The following is a 13886-nucleotide window of genomic DNA, read 5'->3' as shown; positions in this document are numbered from 1 at the left end:
GCCCATGAATCCCGACCACCCTCACCGCGAATCGGACGACGACTACCGTCAGGCCCTGGCCGAAGGCTGGCTGCCGATCCGCGAAGTCTCCCGGCGCACCGGCGTCAATCCGGTCACCCTGCGCGCCTGGGAGCGCCGCTACGGCCTGGTCGTGCCGCAGCGCACACCCAAGGGCCATCGCCTGTATTCCGAGGCACAGATCGCGCGCATCCAGGCCATCCTCACCTGGCTCGGCCGCGGCGTGGCGGTGAGCAAGATCCGCGCGCTGCTCGACGATGACGCACCGCCACCGGCGGAAAGCGCTACCTCGCCCTGGGACGACCTGCGCCAGCAGTGCATCGCCGCCATCGGCCGGATCAACGAGCGCCAGCTGGACGAGCTGTTCAACGGCGCGCTGGCGATCTATCCGGCACAAACCCTCTGCGAGCAGTTGATGCTGCCGTTGCTGGAGGAGCTGGAGCGGCGCTGGCAAGGCCAGTTCGGCGCACAGCTGGAACGGGTGTTCTTCCACACCTGGCTGCGCACCAAGTTTGGCACCCGCCTGTACCACCACAACCGCCAGCAGCGCGGCGCCCCGCTGCTGCTGGTGAACCAGTCCGGCCTGCCGCTGGAGCCGGGCCTGTGGCTCACCGCGTGGCTGGCCAGCAGTGCCGGTTGCCCGCTGGAAATCTTCGACTGGCCACTGCCGCCGGGCGAGCTGGCCCTGGCGGTGGAGCGCCTGCAACCGCGCGCCGTGCTGCTCTACTCCAGCCGCACGCTGAACCTGTTGCAGTTGCCCCGGCTGCTGGCCGGCGTCGACTGCCCGCGCCTGCTGGCAGGCCCTGCCACCGCCATCCACCCTGATGCACTCCAGGAACTGGCCATCGCCGAGCCGCCGCTGCACCTGGCCAGCGACCCGGTCGCTGCATTCAACCTCCTGCGCGAACTGCACCTGCTCAACGGGGAAACCCCATGAAGCGCCAACTCGTCTGGCTGCGCACCGACCTGCGCCTGCGCGACAACAGCGCCCTGCACGCCGCCGCCGAACGCGGCCCGGTGATCGCCCTCTTCCTGCTCAGCCCCGGCCAATGGCAGCACCACGACGATGCGCCGTGCAAGGTCGACTTCTGGCTGCGCAATCTGCGCGAACTGCGCGCGAGCCTCGACCCGTTGCACATCCCGCTGCTGATCCGAACGGCGAATCACTGGCACGAAGCGCCAAAAGTCATTGCACAGCTCTGCCGCGAGCTGGGCATCGAGACAGTCCACGTCAACGAGGAATACGGCGTCAACGAAGCCGCCCGCGATGCCACCGTGGAGCAGGCGCTGGAGCACGACGGCATCCGCCTGCGCAGCCATCTCGACCAGTTGTTCTTCACCCCCGGCACCATCCTTACCAAGGGCGGCACCTACTTCCAGGTCTACAGCCAGTTCCGCAAGGTCTGCTACGAACGCCTGAGCCTCGGCGTCCCCAGTCTCGTGCCGGCGCCTCGCCCGCAGCAGAAACTGGACATCGCCAGCGACGAGGTGCCCGAGCAGGTCAAAGGATTCGAGACGCCACCGGCCGAACTGCGCGAGGAGTGGCCCGCCGGTGAGGAAGCGGCACACGAGCGCGTCGAACTGTTCACCGACGAAATCCTCAAGACCTACCAGGACACCCGCGACCTCCCCGCCCGCGACGGCACCAGCCGTCTCTCGCCGTACCTGGCTGCCGGCGTGCTGTCGCCCCGCCAATGCCTGCACGCGGCACTGGCGAACAACCATGGCGAATTCGAAACCGGCAACAGTGGCGCGGTCAGCTGGATCAACGAACTGCTCTGGCGCGAGTTCTACAAGCACATCCTGGTCGGCTTTCCACGCGTCAGCCGCCACCGCGCCTTCCGCGAGGACACCGAGAAGCTCAAGTGGCGCCAGGACAAGAAGGATCTCGAAGACTGGCAGCAGGGCCGCACCGGCTTCCCCATCATCGACGCCGCCATGCGCCAGTTGCTCGCCACCGGCTGGATGCACAACCGCCTGCGCATGGTGGTGGCGATGTTCCTGACCAAGAACCTGCTGATCGACTGGCGCGAGGGCGAACGCTGGTTCATGCGCCATCTGATCGATGGCGACCTCGCGGCGAACAACGGCGGCTGGCAATGGAGCGCCTCCACCGGCACCGACGCGGCGCCTTACTTCCGCATCTTCAACCCCATCTCGCAGTCAGAACGCTTCGACCCGGACGGCCGTTTCATCCGCCGCTGGGTGCCGGAGCTCGCTGGCCTTCAGGGACGCGCGATGCACGATCCATCGAAGCTCGGGCTGTTCGGAGCAGAAGGTTATCCACAGCCAATGTGCGACCTGTCGGCCACGCGGGAACGGGCACTCGATGCGTTCAAGAGCCTCGCCACCGCGCGTTGAGGCTTGGCTTTTCTGTAGGAGCGAGCTTGCTCGCGAACGCTCCCGCCCTGTTCGCGAGCAAGCTCGCTCCTACATTCATCTCACGCACAAAAAAGCCGGGCTCAGGCCCGGCTTTCTTTGTCAGCGACCCGTTACAGCGGATGCGTGTAATAGAGGCTGTAGGACTCAATGCCATCGTTCGGCTGGCTGATACCGGCATTGGAGTAGTGCATGGCACGCACACCCAGTGCCTGGCCTTCGCCGAAGCGCAGGCCAACGCCCAGGCGATCTTCGAAGTTGAAGGCGCCACCCAGGTTCTGGTCGCTCACGCGGGAGCCACTGAATACGGCCACGCCGATACCGGCCTCGACGAAAGGTTTGACCTTCTCGCCGGAGAACTCGTAGACGAACACCGGGCTGAAGGACAGCGAGTGGCGGCCGCTGGCCTCATCACCGCCTTCCCAATAGGTGTAGCCGGCATCCCAGTAGCCGGTCAGACGCCCAGTGGAGCTTTCCCACCAGCTCTTGTCCCAGTCGAAGCCCAGGCCCAGGCGGTAGGTCATGGTGTTCTGCCCAGTGACGCCAACGGCGCCAGTCAGGCCAGCGGCCTGTGCGGAGACCAGATGCCCCACTGTCAAAGCTGCCACGGCGGCGAGCGAGAGTAGTTTCTTCATCGAAACATCCTTTATTAGAAAGCTGAATGAAAAATCCCCGCGAATAGCTGGCGATTATAAGGCCATTTGTCAGTATCTGCTGACAGACCAAAGTGGGTCGCTCGCTATTTTTCGATCAGCCTGGGAAGAAACTGACGGGCTCGTCGCTCCCCCAAAGCACCGGTAGTACGCGTTCAAGGCCTTCGACTGCACCACTGGTCCATAGCTCAATCTTTTTTGCATGGCCCCCGGCCAGCAGCTGGCGGGCAGCCAGCATCCGCTCCAACTGGCGGGCTACAGCGGCACCGGTATCGACCAGCGAAACATCCGCCGGCACCAGTTCTCGCAGCAACGGGCGCAGGAAGGGGTAATGGGTGCAGCCCAGGATCAGGGTGTCGCAGCCCTCAGCCAACAGCGGCGCAACGTAGCCTTGCAGCAGTTCACGGGTCTGCGGACCGTTCAGGTCGCCCAGTTCGATGCGCTCCACCAACCCGGGACAAGGCTGGGTAATGACGCGCACGTCGCTGGCGAAGCGGTCCAGCAGCGCGGCAAATCGAGCGCTCTTCAAGGTGCCGGTCGTGGCCAGCACGCCTACCACGCCACTGCGGGTCGCTTCGGCAGCCGGCTTCACCGCCGGCTCCATGGCCACGATGGGTAGCTGCGGATACAGCTCGCGCAGGTCGGCCGCCGCTGCGGCGGTGGCCGTATTGCAGGCCAGCACCAGCGCCTTGGCGCCACGGGACAGGAGGAACGCGGCGATGGCGCGGCAGCGTGCGCGAATGTACTCGGGAGTCTTCTCGCCGTAGGGCACGTGGCCGCAGTCGGCGAGGTAGATCAGGGATTCGTGGGGAAGCCGCGCGCGGATTTCGTGGAGGACGCTGAGGCCGCCCACACCGGAGTCAAACACGCCGATCGGCGCGGCATCAGCCATGCGCGGCTCTGCACACGGCACATTGCGGATCACGTTTGACGCGCAGCTCGCGGAAGCGCGAACCCAGCGCGTCGATCAGCAGCAGGCGGCCCACCAGCGGCTCGCCAAAACCGGCCAGCAGCTTCAAAGCCTCCAGCGCCTGCAGGCTGCCGACCATGCCCACCAGCGGGCCGACCACGCCGGCCTCGCTACAGGTGAGTTCGGCTTCGCTACCGTGACCATAAAGGCAGTGGTAGCACGGACTTTCCTCGCGGCGCGGGTCGAACACCGAGAGCTGCCCCTCCAGGCGAATGGCGGCGCCACTCACCAGCGGCTTCTTCGCCGCTACGCAGGCGGCGTTGACCGCCTCGCGGGTGCCGAAGTTATCGCAGCAATCCAGCACCAGATCGACCGCCGCCACGGCAGCGTCGAGAGAGTCGGCGTCCAGCGCGTGGCGGTGGGCAACGAGTTTCACGTCCGGATTGATCGCGGTAAGCCGGCTGATGGCGGAATCCACCTTGCTCATGCCGACGCTCTGGCTGTCGTGGATGATCTGCCGCTGCAGGTTGGTCAGGTCGACCGTATCGAAGTCCGCCAGGTGCAGCTCGCCGACGCCGGCCGCGGCCAGGTACAGCGCCACCGGCGTGCCCAGCCCGCCGAGGCCGACGATCAGCACGCGGCTTTCTTTCAGGCGCAATTGGCCGTCGACGTCGATCTGCGAGAGCAGGATCTGACGGCTGTAACGCAGCAGTTCGTTGTCACTCAGCATGTCCAGCGCCCCAGGCTGATGCGCTCGTGGCCGCCGAGGTCGCGACGGCTTTCCACCGCGCTGAAGCCACGACTGAGCAGCAGGTCGCGCACGGCGTCAGGCTGATCGAAGCCGTGTTCGAGCATCAGCCAGCCGCCACTTTCCAGGTGGTTCGGCGCCTGGTCGATGATCAGGCGGATGTCGTCCAGCCCGTCTTGCCCGGATACCAATGCGCTCGACGGCTCGAAGCGCACGTCGCCCTGTTTGAGGTGCGGGTCGGTGCTGGGAATGTAGGGCGGGTTGCTGACGATCAGCGAGAAGCGCTCGCCCTCTACCGCAGAGAACCAGTGGCTGGCGCGGAAGGCGACGTTGGCCAGGCGCAGGCGCTCGCGATTGCGCTCGGCCAGGGCGACGGCCTCGGGAATGCGATCGACGCCCAGCACGTGCCAGCTCAGGCGTTCGCACGCCAGCGCGAGGGCGATGGCGCCAGTACCAGTGCCCAGGTCGAGCACGCGCGATGGCGAAGCCGGCAGCAGCGCCAGCGCGGTTTCCACCAACAGTTCGGTGTCCGGGCGCGGGATCAGGGTGTGCGGTGCGACTTCCAGGTCCAGGCTCCAGAAGCCCTGGCGACCAAGGATATAGGCCACCGGCTCGCCGGCCACGCGGCGCGCCAGGTAGCGGTCGAAGAGGTCGTGGGCTTCACGGCTGACCACGCGTTCGGGCCAGGTGCGCAGGAAGCTGCGCGGTTTGCCCAACGCGGCGGCGAGCAACAGCTCGGCATCCAGGCGCGCACTGGGCGAGTCCGGCAATTGCGCCTCGTTGAGCAGGGTCATGATGGTTGCCATGGTCTTTCGCTCTTTTAATCGCCGAGCGCGGCCAGCTGGTCGGCCTGGAATTCCTGCAGCAGTGGCTCGATCACCTGTTCCACCGCGCCCTCCATCACTTCACCCAGGGAATAGAGGGTGAGGTTGATGCGGTGATCGGTGACGCGCCCCTGGGGGAAATTGTAGGTACGGATGCGCTCGGAGCGGTCACCCGACCCGACCAGCAGCTTGCGCGTGCTGGCGATCGCCTGCTGGGCGGCGGACTGCTGCTGGTCGTTGAGCTTGGCCGCCAGCCAGGCCATGGCCTTGGCGCGGTTCTTGTGCTGCGAGCGCTCCTCCTGGCACTCGACCACGATGCCCGACGGGATGTGCGTGATGCGCACCGCCGAGTCGGTCTTGTTCACGTGCTGGCCGCCGGCGCCGGAGGAGCGGTAGGTGTCCACGCGCAGGTCAGCCGGGTTGATCTCGATGGCCGCCTGTTCATCCGGCTCGGGCAGCACCGCCACGGTGCACGCGGAGGTATGGATACGCCCCTGGGATTCGGTGGCCGGCACGCGCTGTACCCGGTGCGCGCCGGATTCGAATTTGAGCTTGGCGTAGACGCTCTCGCCCTCGACGCGAGCAATCACCTCTTTATAGCCGCCGTGTTCGCCTTCGTTCTCGGACATGATCTCCACGCGCCAGCCCTGCTTCTCGGCGTAGCGCGAGTACATGCGGAACAGGTCGCCGGAGAAGATCGCGGCTTCGTCGCCGCCGGTGCCCGCGCGGATTTCCAGGAAGACGTTGCGGCCGTCGTTGGGGTCCTTGGGCAGCAACATGCGCTGCAGGCGATCCTCCAGGCCGATCAGCGCGGTCCTGGCCTGCCCGACTTCCTCCTCGGCCATCTCGCGCAGGTCCGGATCGCTGTCCTTGAGCAGCGCCTGGGCGCCTTCAAGATCGGACTGCACCTTGCGGAACTCGCGAAAGGCGAGGATGACCGGCTCCACTTCCGCGTATTCACGGGAATAGGCGCGGAATTTGGTCTGGTCGCTGATCACCTCGGCGTCGCCCAGCAGAGCGGTGAGCTCCTCAAAGCGGTCGCTGAGGATATCCAGCTTTTTCAGGAGGGAAGCTTTCATCGCTTGTCAGAGCCCTCCTCGAGGGCGAACAGTTCCTGCGCGACGGCCAGCGCATCGATGCGGCCCTCGGCGGAGAGTTTCTTCATCTGCACGCTGGGGGCGTGCAGCAATTTGTTGGTCAGGCCACGGCTGAGCTGGGCGATGACTTCCATCGGGTCGGCGCCGTTGGCCAGCAGTCGCTGGGCCTTCTGCGTTTCCTCGTCGCGCAGGCGCTCAGCCTGCTGGCGGTATGCGCGCAGCACGTCGACCGCGGCCAGCTCGCGCAGGCGCTGCATGAACTCGAGGACACCGTCGCCCACCAGTTCTTCGGCGGCCTGGGCGGCGCCCTGGCGGCTCTTGAGGTTCTCGGCGACCACTTCGTGCAGGTCGTCGACGCTATAGAGGTAGACGTCCTCCAGCTCGCCGACTTCCGGCTCGATGTCGCGCGGCACGGCGATATCGACCATGAACATCGGCTTGTGCCGACGCTGCTTCAGTGCGCGTTCCACCGCGCCCTTGCCAAGGATCGGCAACTGGCTGGCGGTGGAACTGATGACGATGTCGCTGTTGACCAGTTCGTCCGGCATGTCCGCCAGCAGGATGGCGCGAGCGCCGAACTGCTCGGCCAACTGGCTGGCGCGTTCCAGGGTACGGTTGGCGACGACGATACGCTTCACCCCCTGCTCGTGCAGGTGACGAGCAACCAGGGTGATGGTCTCGCCGGCGCCGATCAGCAGTGCCTGGCTGCGGCTCAGGTCGCTGAAAATCTGCCGGGCCAGGCTCACCGCGGCAAAGGCCACGGACACCGGGTTCTCGCCGATGGCAGTGTCGGTACGTACGGTCTTGGCGGTGCTGAAGGTAGCCTGGAACAGGCGCCCCAGCATCGGCCCGACAGTACCGGCCTCGCGGGCAACCGCGTAGGCGGACTTCATCTGCCCGAGGATCTGCGGCTCGCCCAGCACCATGGAATCCAGGCCGGCGGCGACGCGCATCATGTGGCGCACGGCTTCCTCATCCTGGTGGACGTAGGCACAGGCGCGCAGGTCGTCGATCCCCAGGTTGTGGTAATCGGCCAGCCAGGCCAGTACGTCACCGGCGTCCGGATGCTCGATCTCCAGATAGAGTTCGCTGCGGTTGCAGGTGGAGAGGATCGCGGCTTCGCGGCTGGAAGTCAGCCTGCACAGCAGCTGCAGGGCCTCGACCATCTGCTCGGGAGTAAAAGCCACGCGCTCGCGGACGGCCACGGACGCGGTCTTGTGGTTGATGCCGAGGGCAATGAAGGCCATGCAGAATCGCTGATGCTGATCGGAAAGCCCGCAATTGTCCTACTTAGCCCAGTGAAGGACAACCACCCGCGACGGATCGCACACTGCAAATCGTATACAGGCCTTCCAGCGGCGCTTGCCCATGGGATTGGCACTTTCCTTATGTCATGATGGTCCCATTTCGCAGGTCAGGCCCTCGTCCTTCCTCTATGAACAAGTCTCTTGCGCTGCTGACTGCTCTGCTGCTGCTCGGCGGCTGCCAGTCTCTTACACAGAAAAATTCCGACAGTGCTTCCGCGGAGAAGGACAAAGCCGCGGCTGCGCAGAAGAACCAGAAGTACGGATCCTTCAGCGAAGACACCATGTTCTCGCTGCTCACCGCCGAGATCGCCGGCCAGCGCAACCGCTTCGACATCGCACTTTCCAATTATGTCGAACAGGCGCGTGAGACGCGGGATCCAGGCGTTGCCGAGCGCGCATTCCGAATCGCCGAGTACCTCGGCGCCGACCAGGAAGCCCTCGACACCTCGCTGATCTGGGCCAAGGCCGCACCGGACAACCTCGACGCCCAGCGCGCCGCCGCCATCCAGCTCGCACGGACCGGCCAGTACGACGAATCCATGGTCTACATGGAGAAAGTCCTCAACGGCCAGGGCGACACCCACTTCGACTTCCTCGCGCTGTCCGCCGCCGAGACCGACCCGGATACCCGCGCCGGCCTGCTGCAGAGCTTCGACCGCCTGCTGAAGAAGTACCCCGACAACGGCCAGTTGCTCTTCGGCAAGGCCCTGCTGCTGCAACAGGACGGCCGCCCGCAGGAAGCCCTGCACCTGCTGGAGGACAACTCCGCCAGCAAGCATGACGTCGCCCCACTGCTGCTGCGCGCCCGCCTGCTGCAGAGCATGAAGCGCAGCGACGAAGCGCTGCCGCTGCTAAAGGCTGGCATCAAGGAACACCCGGACGACAAGCGCGTGCACCTCGCCTACGCCCGCCTGCTGGTGGAACAGAACCGCCTGGAAGACGCCAAGGCCGAGTTCTCCGCACTGGTCGAGCAATTCCCCGACGACGACGACCTGCGCTTCTCCCTGGCGCTGGTCTGCCTCGAAGCCCAGGCGTGGGACGAAGCCAAGGTCTACCTGCAGGAACTGGTCGAGCGCGACAGCCACGTCGACTCCGCCCACTTCAACCTGGGCCGCCTGGCCGAGGAGCAGAAGGATCCGGAAACCGCGCTCAAGGAATACGCCCTGGTCGGCCCGGGCAACGACTTCCTTCCGGCCCAGCTGCGCTCGACCGAAATCCTGCTGGACCAGAAACGCTTCGACGAAGCCTCGCGCCGCCTCGCTGAAACCCGCGATCGCCAGCCGGACTACGCCATCCAGCTGTACCTGATCGAAGCCGAAGGCCTGTCCAACCGCGACCAGGTGGACCGCGCCTGGAGCGTCATCCAGCAGGGCCTCAAGCAGTTCCCGGATGACCTCAACCTGCTCTACACCCGTTCCATGCTCGCCGAAAAGCGCAACGACCTGGCGCAGATGGAGCAGGACCTGCGCCTGATCATCCAGCGCGAGCCGGACAACGCCATGGCGCTCAACGCGCTGGGCTACACCCTGGCCGACCGCACCACCCGCTACAGCGAAGCCCGCGACCTGATCCAGAAGGCCCACTCGCTGAACCCGGACGACCCCGCGATCCTCGACAGCCTGGGCTGGGTGAATTACCGCCTGGGCAACCTCAGCGAAGCGGAAACCTACCTGCGCAAGGCGCTGGAACGCTTCCCCGACCACGAAGTAGCCGCGCATCTGGGCGAAGTGCTCTGGGCCCAGGGCAAGCAGAGCGAAGCCCGCAAAGTCTGGGCCACCGCCCTGCAAAGCCAGCCCGACAGCGCCGTCCTGCGCGACACCATGCAGCGCCTGACCGGCTCCGGAACCCTCTGATTTATGCGTTTACGTCACCTGATCGGCGCCGCCGCGCTTGCCCTGCTTGCCGGCTGCTCCAGCTTCGGCACTCACGAAGCCCTGGAAGGCCAGGGCAACGCCACCGCCTGGAACGCCCACAAGGCGCGCATCGCCACCCTCGACGGCTGGCAGATCGACGGCAAGGTCGGCATCCGCGCGCCCAAGGACTCCGGCAGCGGTACCCTCTTCTGGCTGCAGCGCCAGGACTACTACGACATTCGCCTCTCCGGCCCGCTCGGCCGCGGAGCCGCACGCCTGACCGGGCGTGAAGGCGCGGTGACCCTGGAAGTCGCCGGCCAGGGTCGCTTTGAGGCAGCCTCCCCCGAAGAACTGCTGGAACAGCAGATGGGCTGGCGCCTGCCGGTGTCCCATCTGCTCTGGTGGATTCGTGGCCTGCCCGCGCCGGACAGCAAGAGCCGCCTGACCCTCGACAGCGATAGCCGTCTGGCCAGACTGCAGCAGGATGGCTGGGACGTGGAATACACCCGCTACAGCGAACAGAACGGCTACTGGCTGCCCGAGCGCCTGAAGCTGCACGGCCAGGACCTGGACGTCACCCTGGTGGTGAAAACCTGGCAGCCGCGTCAATTGGGCGCAGGCCAGGCGAGCCAGTAAAACCATGCAAGACCGCCTGACCCTGCCGGCACCGGCCAAGCTCAACCTGTTCCTGCACATCACCGGCCGTCGGGCCGACGGCTACCACGAGCTGCAGACTCTCTTCCAATTCCTCGACCACGGCGACGAATTGCAATTCGCCGCTCGCGAGGACGGCGAAATCCGCCTGAACACCGAGATCGACGGCGTTCCCCACGACAGCAACCTGATCATCAAGGCCGCCCGCCGGCTGCAGGAACAATCAGGCTCAACACTGGGCGCCGACATCTGGCTGGACAAGCGCCTGCCCATGGGCGGCGGTATCGGCGGCGGCAGTTCTGACGCGGCGACTACCCTGCTCGCGCTGAATCACCTGTGGCAGCTGGACTGGAGCCAGGACCGCCTTGCCGCGCTGGGCCTGAGCCTGGGCGCAGACGTCCCGGTATTCGTACGCGGCCGCGCCGCCTTTGCCGAAGGCGTCGGCGAACGACTCACGCCCGTCGAACTGGAGGAGCCCTGGTTCCTCGTCGTCGTGCCGCAAGTCTTTGTCTCCACAGCAGAAGTTTTCTCCGATCCCGAGTTGACACGGGATACTCCGCCCATTAAAGTTCGCAGCCTTCTCGGGGTGGACGGTCATAACGACTGCCAGCCGGTCGTCGAGAAGCGTTACCCGGATGTACGTAACGCACTGATCCAGCTAGGTAAATTTACCGAAGCGAGATTGACCGGCACCGGAGCTTGTGTGTTTGGGAGCTTCCCAAACAAGGGCGATGCTGATAAAGTTCGCCGCCAACTTCCGGCCACTCTGCCGAGTTTTGTTGCCCAGGGCCGTAACATCTCGATGTTGCACCGAAAGCTGCAAAACCTGGTCTGAGAAGCAGCAATGTAATCGGTTGTACGATACAGGGGCGTCGCCAAGCGGTAAGGCAGCAGGTTTTGATCCTGCCATGCGTTGGTTCGAATCCAGCCGCCCCTGCCATTAACCCACAGGGTTTAACGTACAGCGTCAACGAACACATTGCTCCGCAAGTTGTAAGCTACAGGGGCGTCGCCAAGCGGTAAGGCAGCAGGTTTTGATCCTGCCATGCGTTGGTTCGAATCCAGCCGCCCCTGCCATTTTCTTCTGGCTCAACCGGGCCTACCCTCAAGCCGACACAGGTACCGCAGCGTGTCCAAAATGATGGTTTTCACGGGGAACGCCAACCCCGATCTGGCACGCCGTGTCGTACGGCAGCTGCATATCCCCCTCGGTGACGTTTCTGTCGGTAAATTCTCCGACGGCGAGATCAGCGTTGAGATCAACGAAAACGTTCGTGGTAAGGACGTCTTCCTGATTCAACCGACCTGCGCGCCGACCAACGACAACCTGATGGAACTGGTAGTGATGGCCGATGCCTTCCGCCGCTCCTCGGCGACTCGTATCACGGCAGTCATCCCCTACTTCGGTTACGCCCGCCAGGATCGCCGTCCGCGCTCCGCTCGCGTGGCCATCAGCGCCAAAGTCGTTGCCGACATGCTGACCGTTGTAGGCGTCAACCGTGTTCTCACCGTTGACCTGCACGCCGACCAGATTCAGGGCTTCTTCGATATCCCCGTCGACAACATCTACGGCTCGCCCGTACTGGTCGACGACATCGAAGACCAGCGCTTCGAGAACCTGATGATCGTCTCCCCGGACATCGGTGGTGTGGTGCGCGCTCGCGCCGTCGCCAAGTCCCTGGGCGTGGACCTCGCCATCATCGACAAACGTCGTCCGAAGGCCAACCAGTCCGAAGTCATGCATATCATCGGTGATGTCGAAGGCCGTACCTGCGTACTGGTCGACGACATGGTCGATACCGCCGGCACCCTCGGCCACGCCGCCAAGGCTCTGAAAGAGCACGGCGCCGCCAAGGTCATCGCCTACTGCACCCACCCGGTGCTGTCCGGCCGTGCCATCGAGAACATCGAAAATTCCGTACTGGACGAGCTGGTGGTGACCAACACCATTCCGCTGTCCGCTGCTGCACAAGCCTGTGGCCGTATCCGCCAGCTGGACATCGCTCCGGTTGTGGCTGAAGCCATGCGCCGCATCAGCAATGAAGAATCGATCAGCGCCATGTTCCGCTAAGGCGGGACAGAGCTGACGTAAAGCGCCCCGTCACGTCGATGGGGCATTAGCAAAATCGCCCGAACGCTGGTCGCAAGCGTCCGGGCGATCTTGTCATTTTGGAGATAGTGAAATGGTTGATTTTGTACTGAATGCACAAGAGCGTTCCGACCTGGGGAAAGGTGCGAGCCGCCGCCTGCGTCGTAACGCCGGCCTGATCCCGGCTGTGGTCTACGGTGGCGAGAAAGCCCCGCAATCCCTGACCCTGGAACTGCGTGAAATTTCCAAGCTGCTGGAAAACGAGGCTGCCTTCAGCCACGTGATCACCCTGAACGTCGGTGCCGCCAAGGAAACCGTACTGATCAAGGCCCTGCAGCGTCACCCGTCCAAGGGTTTCGTCATGCACGCTGACTTCCAGCGCGTCGTTGCCGGCCAGAAACTGACCGCCCACGTACCGCTGCACTTCATCAACGAAGCCACTGCTGTTGGCGTAAAAGTTGGTGGCGGCGAGATCTCCCACGTGATCGCCGAAGTCGAAGTTTCCTGCCTGCCGACCAACCTGCCGGAATTCATCGAAGTCGACCTGGCCAAGGTAGAACTGGGTCAGATCGTTCACCTGTCCGACCTGAAACTGCCGAAAGGCGTAGAGCTGGTGCAACTGGCCCACGGTAACGACCTGGCCGTCGCCAACATCCACGCTTCCCGCGTAGTGAAAGAAGAAGGTGAAGGCGAAGCTGCTGCCGAGTAATCGCGCGCACCATTGCCTTTAAGGAAGGGGCCCCCGTCGTGACTGCCGTACAACTGATCGTTGGCCTGGGAAATCCAGGCCCTGAATACGACCAGACCCGGCATAACGCGGGGGCCCTTTTCGTTGAGCGACTGGCGGACGCGCAACGCGCGAACCTGTCTCTCGACAAGAAGTACTTCGGCCTGGTTGGCAAGTTCAGCCACAAGGGCCGCGACGTTCGTCTGCTCATCCCCACCACCTACATGAACCGCAGCGGCCAGGCCGTGGCGGCGCTCGCCGGATTCTTCCGCATTCCGGTCGAAGCCATCCTGGTGGCCCACGACGAACTCGACATGCCTCCCGGCGTCGCCAAGCTCAAGAAGGGCGGCGGACACGGCGGGCACAATGGGCTGCGCGACATCATCGCCCAGCTCGGCAACCAGAACGGTTTCCATCGCCTGCGGCTTGGCATCGGCCATCCGGGGCACAGCAGCCTGGTCTCCGGTTTCGTTCTTGGCCGCGCCCCGCGCGCCGAACAGGAACTGCTCGACACCAGCATCGACTCCGCCCTCGGCGTGCTGCCGGAAATGCTCGACGGGGATTGGACCCGCGCGATGCAGAAGCTGCACAGCCAGAAGGCCTGATTACACCTCTATTTCCGCCACG

The 13886-nt window shown here is 64.7% G+C and carries 14 protein-coding genes and 2 tRNA genes; 10 read left to right on the top strand and 6 right to left on the bottom strand.

From position 1 onward, the window contains the following. Window positions 1-4 precede the first annotated feature (4 nt). Together ACNFH5_RS29495 and phrB are read left to right on the top strand one after the other, a co-directional pair. Window positions 5-955 (top strand): MerR family transcriptional regulator, encoded by a 951-nt coding sequence (locus tag ACNFH5_RS29495; RefSeq protein ID WP_416752314.1) that lies wholly within the window; start codon window positions 5-7, stop codon window positions 953-955. Next, on the top strand, window positions 952-2379 hold the full coding sequence (gene phrB, locus ACNFH5_RS29490) for a deoxyribodipyrimidine photo-lyase (protein ID WP_416752312.1): 1428 nt from the start codon (window positions 952-954) through the stop codon (window positions 2377-2379). The genes ACNFH5_RS29495 and phrB overlap by 4 nt, the downstream gene beginning before the upstream one ends. Window positions 2380-2510: 131 nt before the next feature. Here phrB and ACNFH5_RS29485 read toward each other — a convergent pair whose 3' ends face one another. The 6 genes from ACNFH5_RS29485 to hemA form a co-directional block, all read right to left on the bottom strand. Beyond that, window positions 2511-3032 (bottom strand): acyloxyacyl hydrolase, encoded by a 522-nt coding sequence (locus ACNFH5_RS29485; RefSeq protein WP_416752310.1) that lies wholly within the window; start codon window positions 3030-3032, stop codon window positions 2511-2513. A gap of 115 nt (window positions 3033-3147) precedes the next feature. Further along, window positions 3148-3942, bottom strand: a complete 795-nt coding sequence (gene murI, locus ACNFH5_RS29480) for a glutamate racemase (RefSeq protein WP_416752308.1) — start codon at window positions 3940-3942, stop codon at window positions 3148-3150. Beyond that, window positions 3935-4690, bottom strand: coding sequence for a molybdopterin-synthase adenylyltransferase MoeB (locus ACNFH5_RS29475; protein ID WP_416752306.1), 756 nt, complete (start codon window positions 4688-4690; stop codon window positions 3935-3937). The genes murI and ACNFH5_RS29475 overlap by 8 nt, the downstream gene beginning before the upstream one ends. Further along, a complete protein-coding gene (prmC, locus tag ACNFH5_RS29470; protein ID WP_416752304.1) occupies window positions 4684-5514 on the bottom strand; it encodes a peptide chain release factor N(5)-glutamine methyltransferase in 831 nt (276 codons plus the stop codon). The genes ACNFH5_RS29475 and prmC overlap by 7 nt, the downstream gene beginning before the upstream one ends. A gap of 14 nt (window positions 5515-5528) precedes the next feature. Continuing rightward, a complete protein-coding gene (gene prfA / locus ACNFH5_RS29465) occupies window positions 5529-6611 on the bottom strand; it encodes a peptide chain release factor 1 (RefSeq protein ID WP_416752302.1) in 1083 nt (360 codons plus the stop codon). Then, window positions 6608-7876 carry a glutamyl-tRNA reductase gene (gene hemA / locus ACNFH5_RS29460; protein WP_416752300.1) on the bottom strand — a complete coding sequence of 423 codons (1269 nt, stop codon included), beginning with the start codon at window positions 7874-7876 and terminating at the stop codon, window positions 6608-6610. Before hemA ends, prfA begins: the two co-directional genes overlap by 4 nt. A 146-nt stretch (window positions 7877-8022) precedes the next feature. On the opposite strand from hemA, the gene ACNFH5_RS29455 reads away from it, so the two are divergent. The 8 genes from ACNFH5_RS29455 (at window position 8023) to pth (ending at window position 13864) form a co-directional block, all read left to right on the top strand. Continuing rightward, window positions 8023-9789, top strand: a complete 1767-nt coding sequence (locus ACNFH5_RS29455) for a tetratricopeptide repeat protein (RefSeq protein ID WP_416752298.1) — start codon at window positions 8023-8025, stop codon at window positions 9787-9789. 3 nt (window positions 9790-9792) lie between these two features. Further along, the gene (lolB, locus tag ACNFH5_RS29450; protein ID WP_416752296.1) at window positions 9793-10425 is read left to right on the top strand and encodes a lipoprotein insertase outer membrane protein LolB; all 633 of its coding nucleotides are present in this window, start codon (window positions 9793-9795) and stop codon (window positions 10423-10425) included. Window positions 10426-10429: 4 nt separating this feature from the next. Further along, window positions 10430-11278: a 4-(cytidine 5'-diphospho)-2-C-methyl-D-erythritol kinase gene (ispE, locus tag ACNFH5_RS29445; protein ID WP_416752294.1), complete on the top strand. Its 849-nt coding sequence runs from the start codon at window positions 10430-10432 to the stop codon at window positions 11276-11278. Window positions 11279-11308: 30 nt separating this feature from the next. Further along, window positions 11309-11383 (top strand) — tRNA-Gln (locus ACNFH5_RS29440). A gap of 62 nt (window positions 11384-11445) precedes the next feature. Further along, window positions 11446-11520, top strand: a tRNA-Gln gene (locus tag ACNFH5_RS29435). A 52-nt stretch (window positions 11521-11572) separates the two neighbouring features. Next, complete coding sequence (locus ACNFH5_RS29430; RefSeq protein WP_015478849.1) at window positions 11573-12514, top strand: ribose-phosphate pyrophosphokinase; 942 nt, start codon at window positions 11573-11575, stop codon at window positions 12512-12514. Between the two features lie 112 nt (window positions 12515-12626). Continuing rightward, window positions 12627-13241, top strand: a complete 615-nt coding sequence (locus tag ACNFH5_RS29425) for a 50S ribosomal protein L25/general stress protein Ctc (RefSeq protein WP_416752292.1) — start codon at window positions 12627-12629, stop codon at window positions 13239-13241. A gap of 38 nt (window positions 13242-13279) precedes the next feature. Further along, the gene (gene pth / locus ACNFH5_RS29420; RefSeq protein WP_193452056.1) at window positions 13280-13864 is read left to right on the top strand and encodes an aminoacyl-tRNA hydrolase; all 585 of its coding nucleotides are present in this window, start codon (window positions 13280-13282) and stop codon (window positions 13862-13864) included. Window positions 13865-13886 lie beyond the last annotated feature (22 nt).

The organism is Pseudomonas sp. NY15435 (assembly GCF_048068295.1).
Lineage (GTDB): Bacteria > Pseudomonadota > Gammaproteobacteria > Pseudomonadales > Pseudomonadaceae > Pseudomonas.
The sequence above is the reverse complement of the archived record's forward strand: the minus strand, read 5'-3'. Positions and strand labels throughout refer to the sequence as shown.

What these genes read in the sequence shown, in the direction of transcription:
- prfA (WP_416752302.1), bottom strand. Translation starts at nt 6,611, where the DNA reads ATGAAAGCTTCCCTCCTGAAAAAGCTGGATATCCTCAGCGACCGCTTT.
- lolB (WP_416752296.1), top strand. Translation starts at nt 9,793, where the DNA reads ATGCGTTTACGTCACCTGATCGGCGCCGCCGCGCTTGCCCTGCTTGCC.
- ACNFH5_RS29495 (WP_416752314.1), top strand. Translation starts at nt 5, where the DNA reads ATGAATCCCGACCACCCTCACCGCGAATCGGACGACGACTACCGTCAG.
- ACNFH5_RS29455 (WP_416752298.1), top strand. Translation starts at nt 8,023, where the DNA reads ATGATGGTCCCATTTCGCAGGTCAGGCCCTCGTCCTTCCTCTATGAAC.
- ispE (WP_416752294.1), top strand. Translation starts at nt 10,430, where the DNA reads ATGCAAGACCGCCTGACCCTGCCGGCACCGGCCAAGCTCAACCTGTTC.
- murI (WP_416752308.1), bottom strand. Translation starts at nt 3,942, where the DNA reads ATGGCTGATGCCGCGCCGATCGGCGTGTTTGACTCCGGTGTGGGCGGC.
- phrB (WP_416752312.1), top strand. Translation starts at nt 952, where the DNA reads ATGAAGCGCCAACTCGTCTGGCTGCGCACCGACCTGCGCCTGCGCGAC.
- ACNFH5_RS29425 (WP_416752292.1), top strand. Translation starts at nt 12,627, where the DNA reads ATGGTTGATTTTGTACTGAATGCACAAGAGCGTTCCGACCTGGGGAAA.
- prmC (WP_416752304.1), bottom strand. Translation starts at nt 5,514, where the DNA reads ATGGCAACCATCATGACCCTGCTCAACGAGGCGCAATTGCCGGACTCG.
- ACNFH5_RS29485 (WP_416752310.1), bottom strand. Translation starts at nt 3,032, where the DNA reads ATGAAGAAACTACTCTCGCTCGCCGCCGTGGCAGCTTTGACAGTGGGG.
- hemA (WP_416752300.1), bottom strand. Translation starts at nt 7,876, where the DNA reads ATGGCCTTCATTGCCCTCGGCATCAACCACAAGACCGCGTCCGTGGCC.
- ACNFH5_RS29475 (WP_416752306.1), bottom strand. Translation starts at nt 4,690, where the DNA reads ATGCTGAGTGACAACGAACTGCTGCGTTACAGCCGTCAGATCCTGCTC.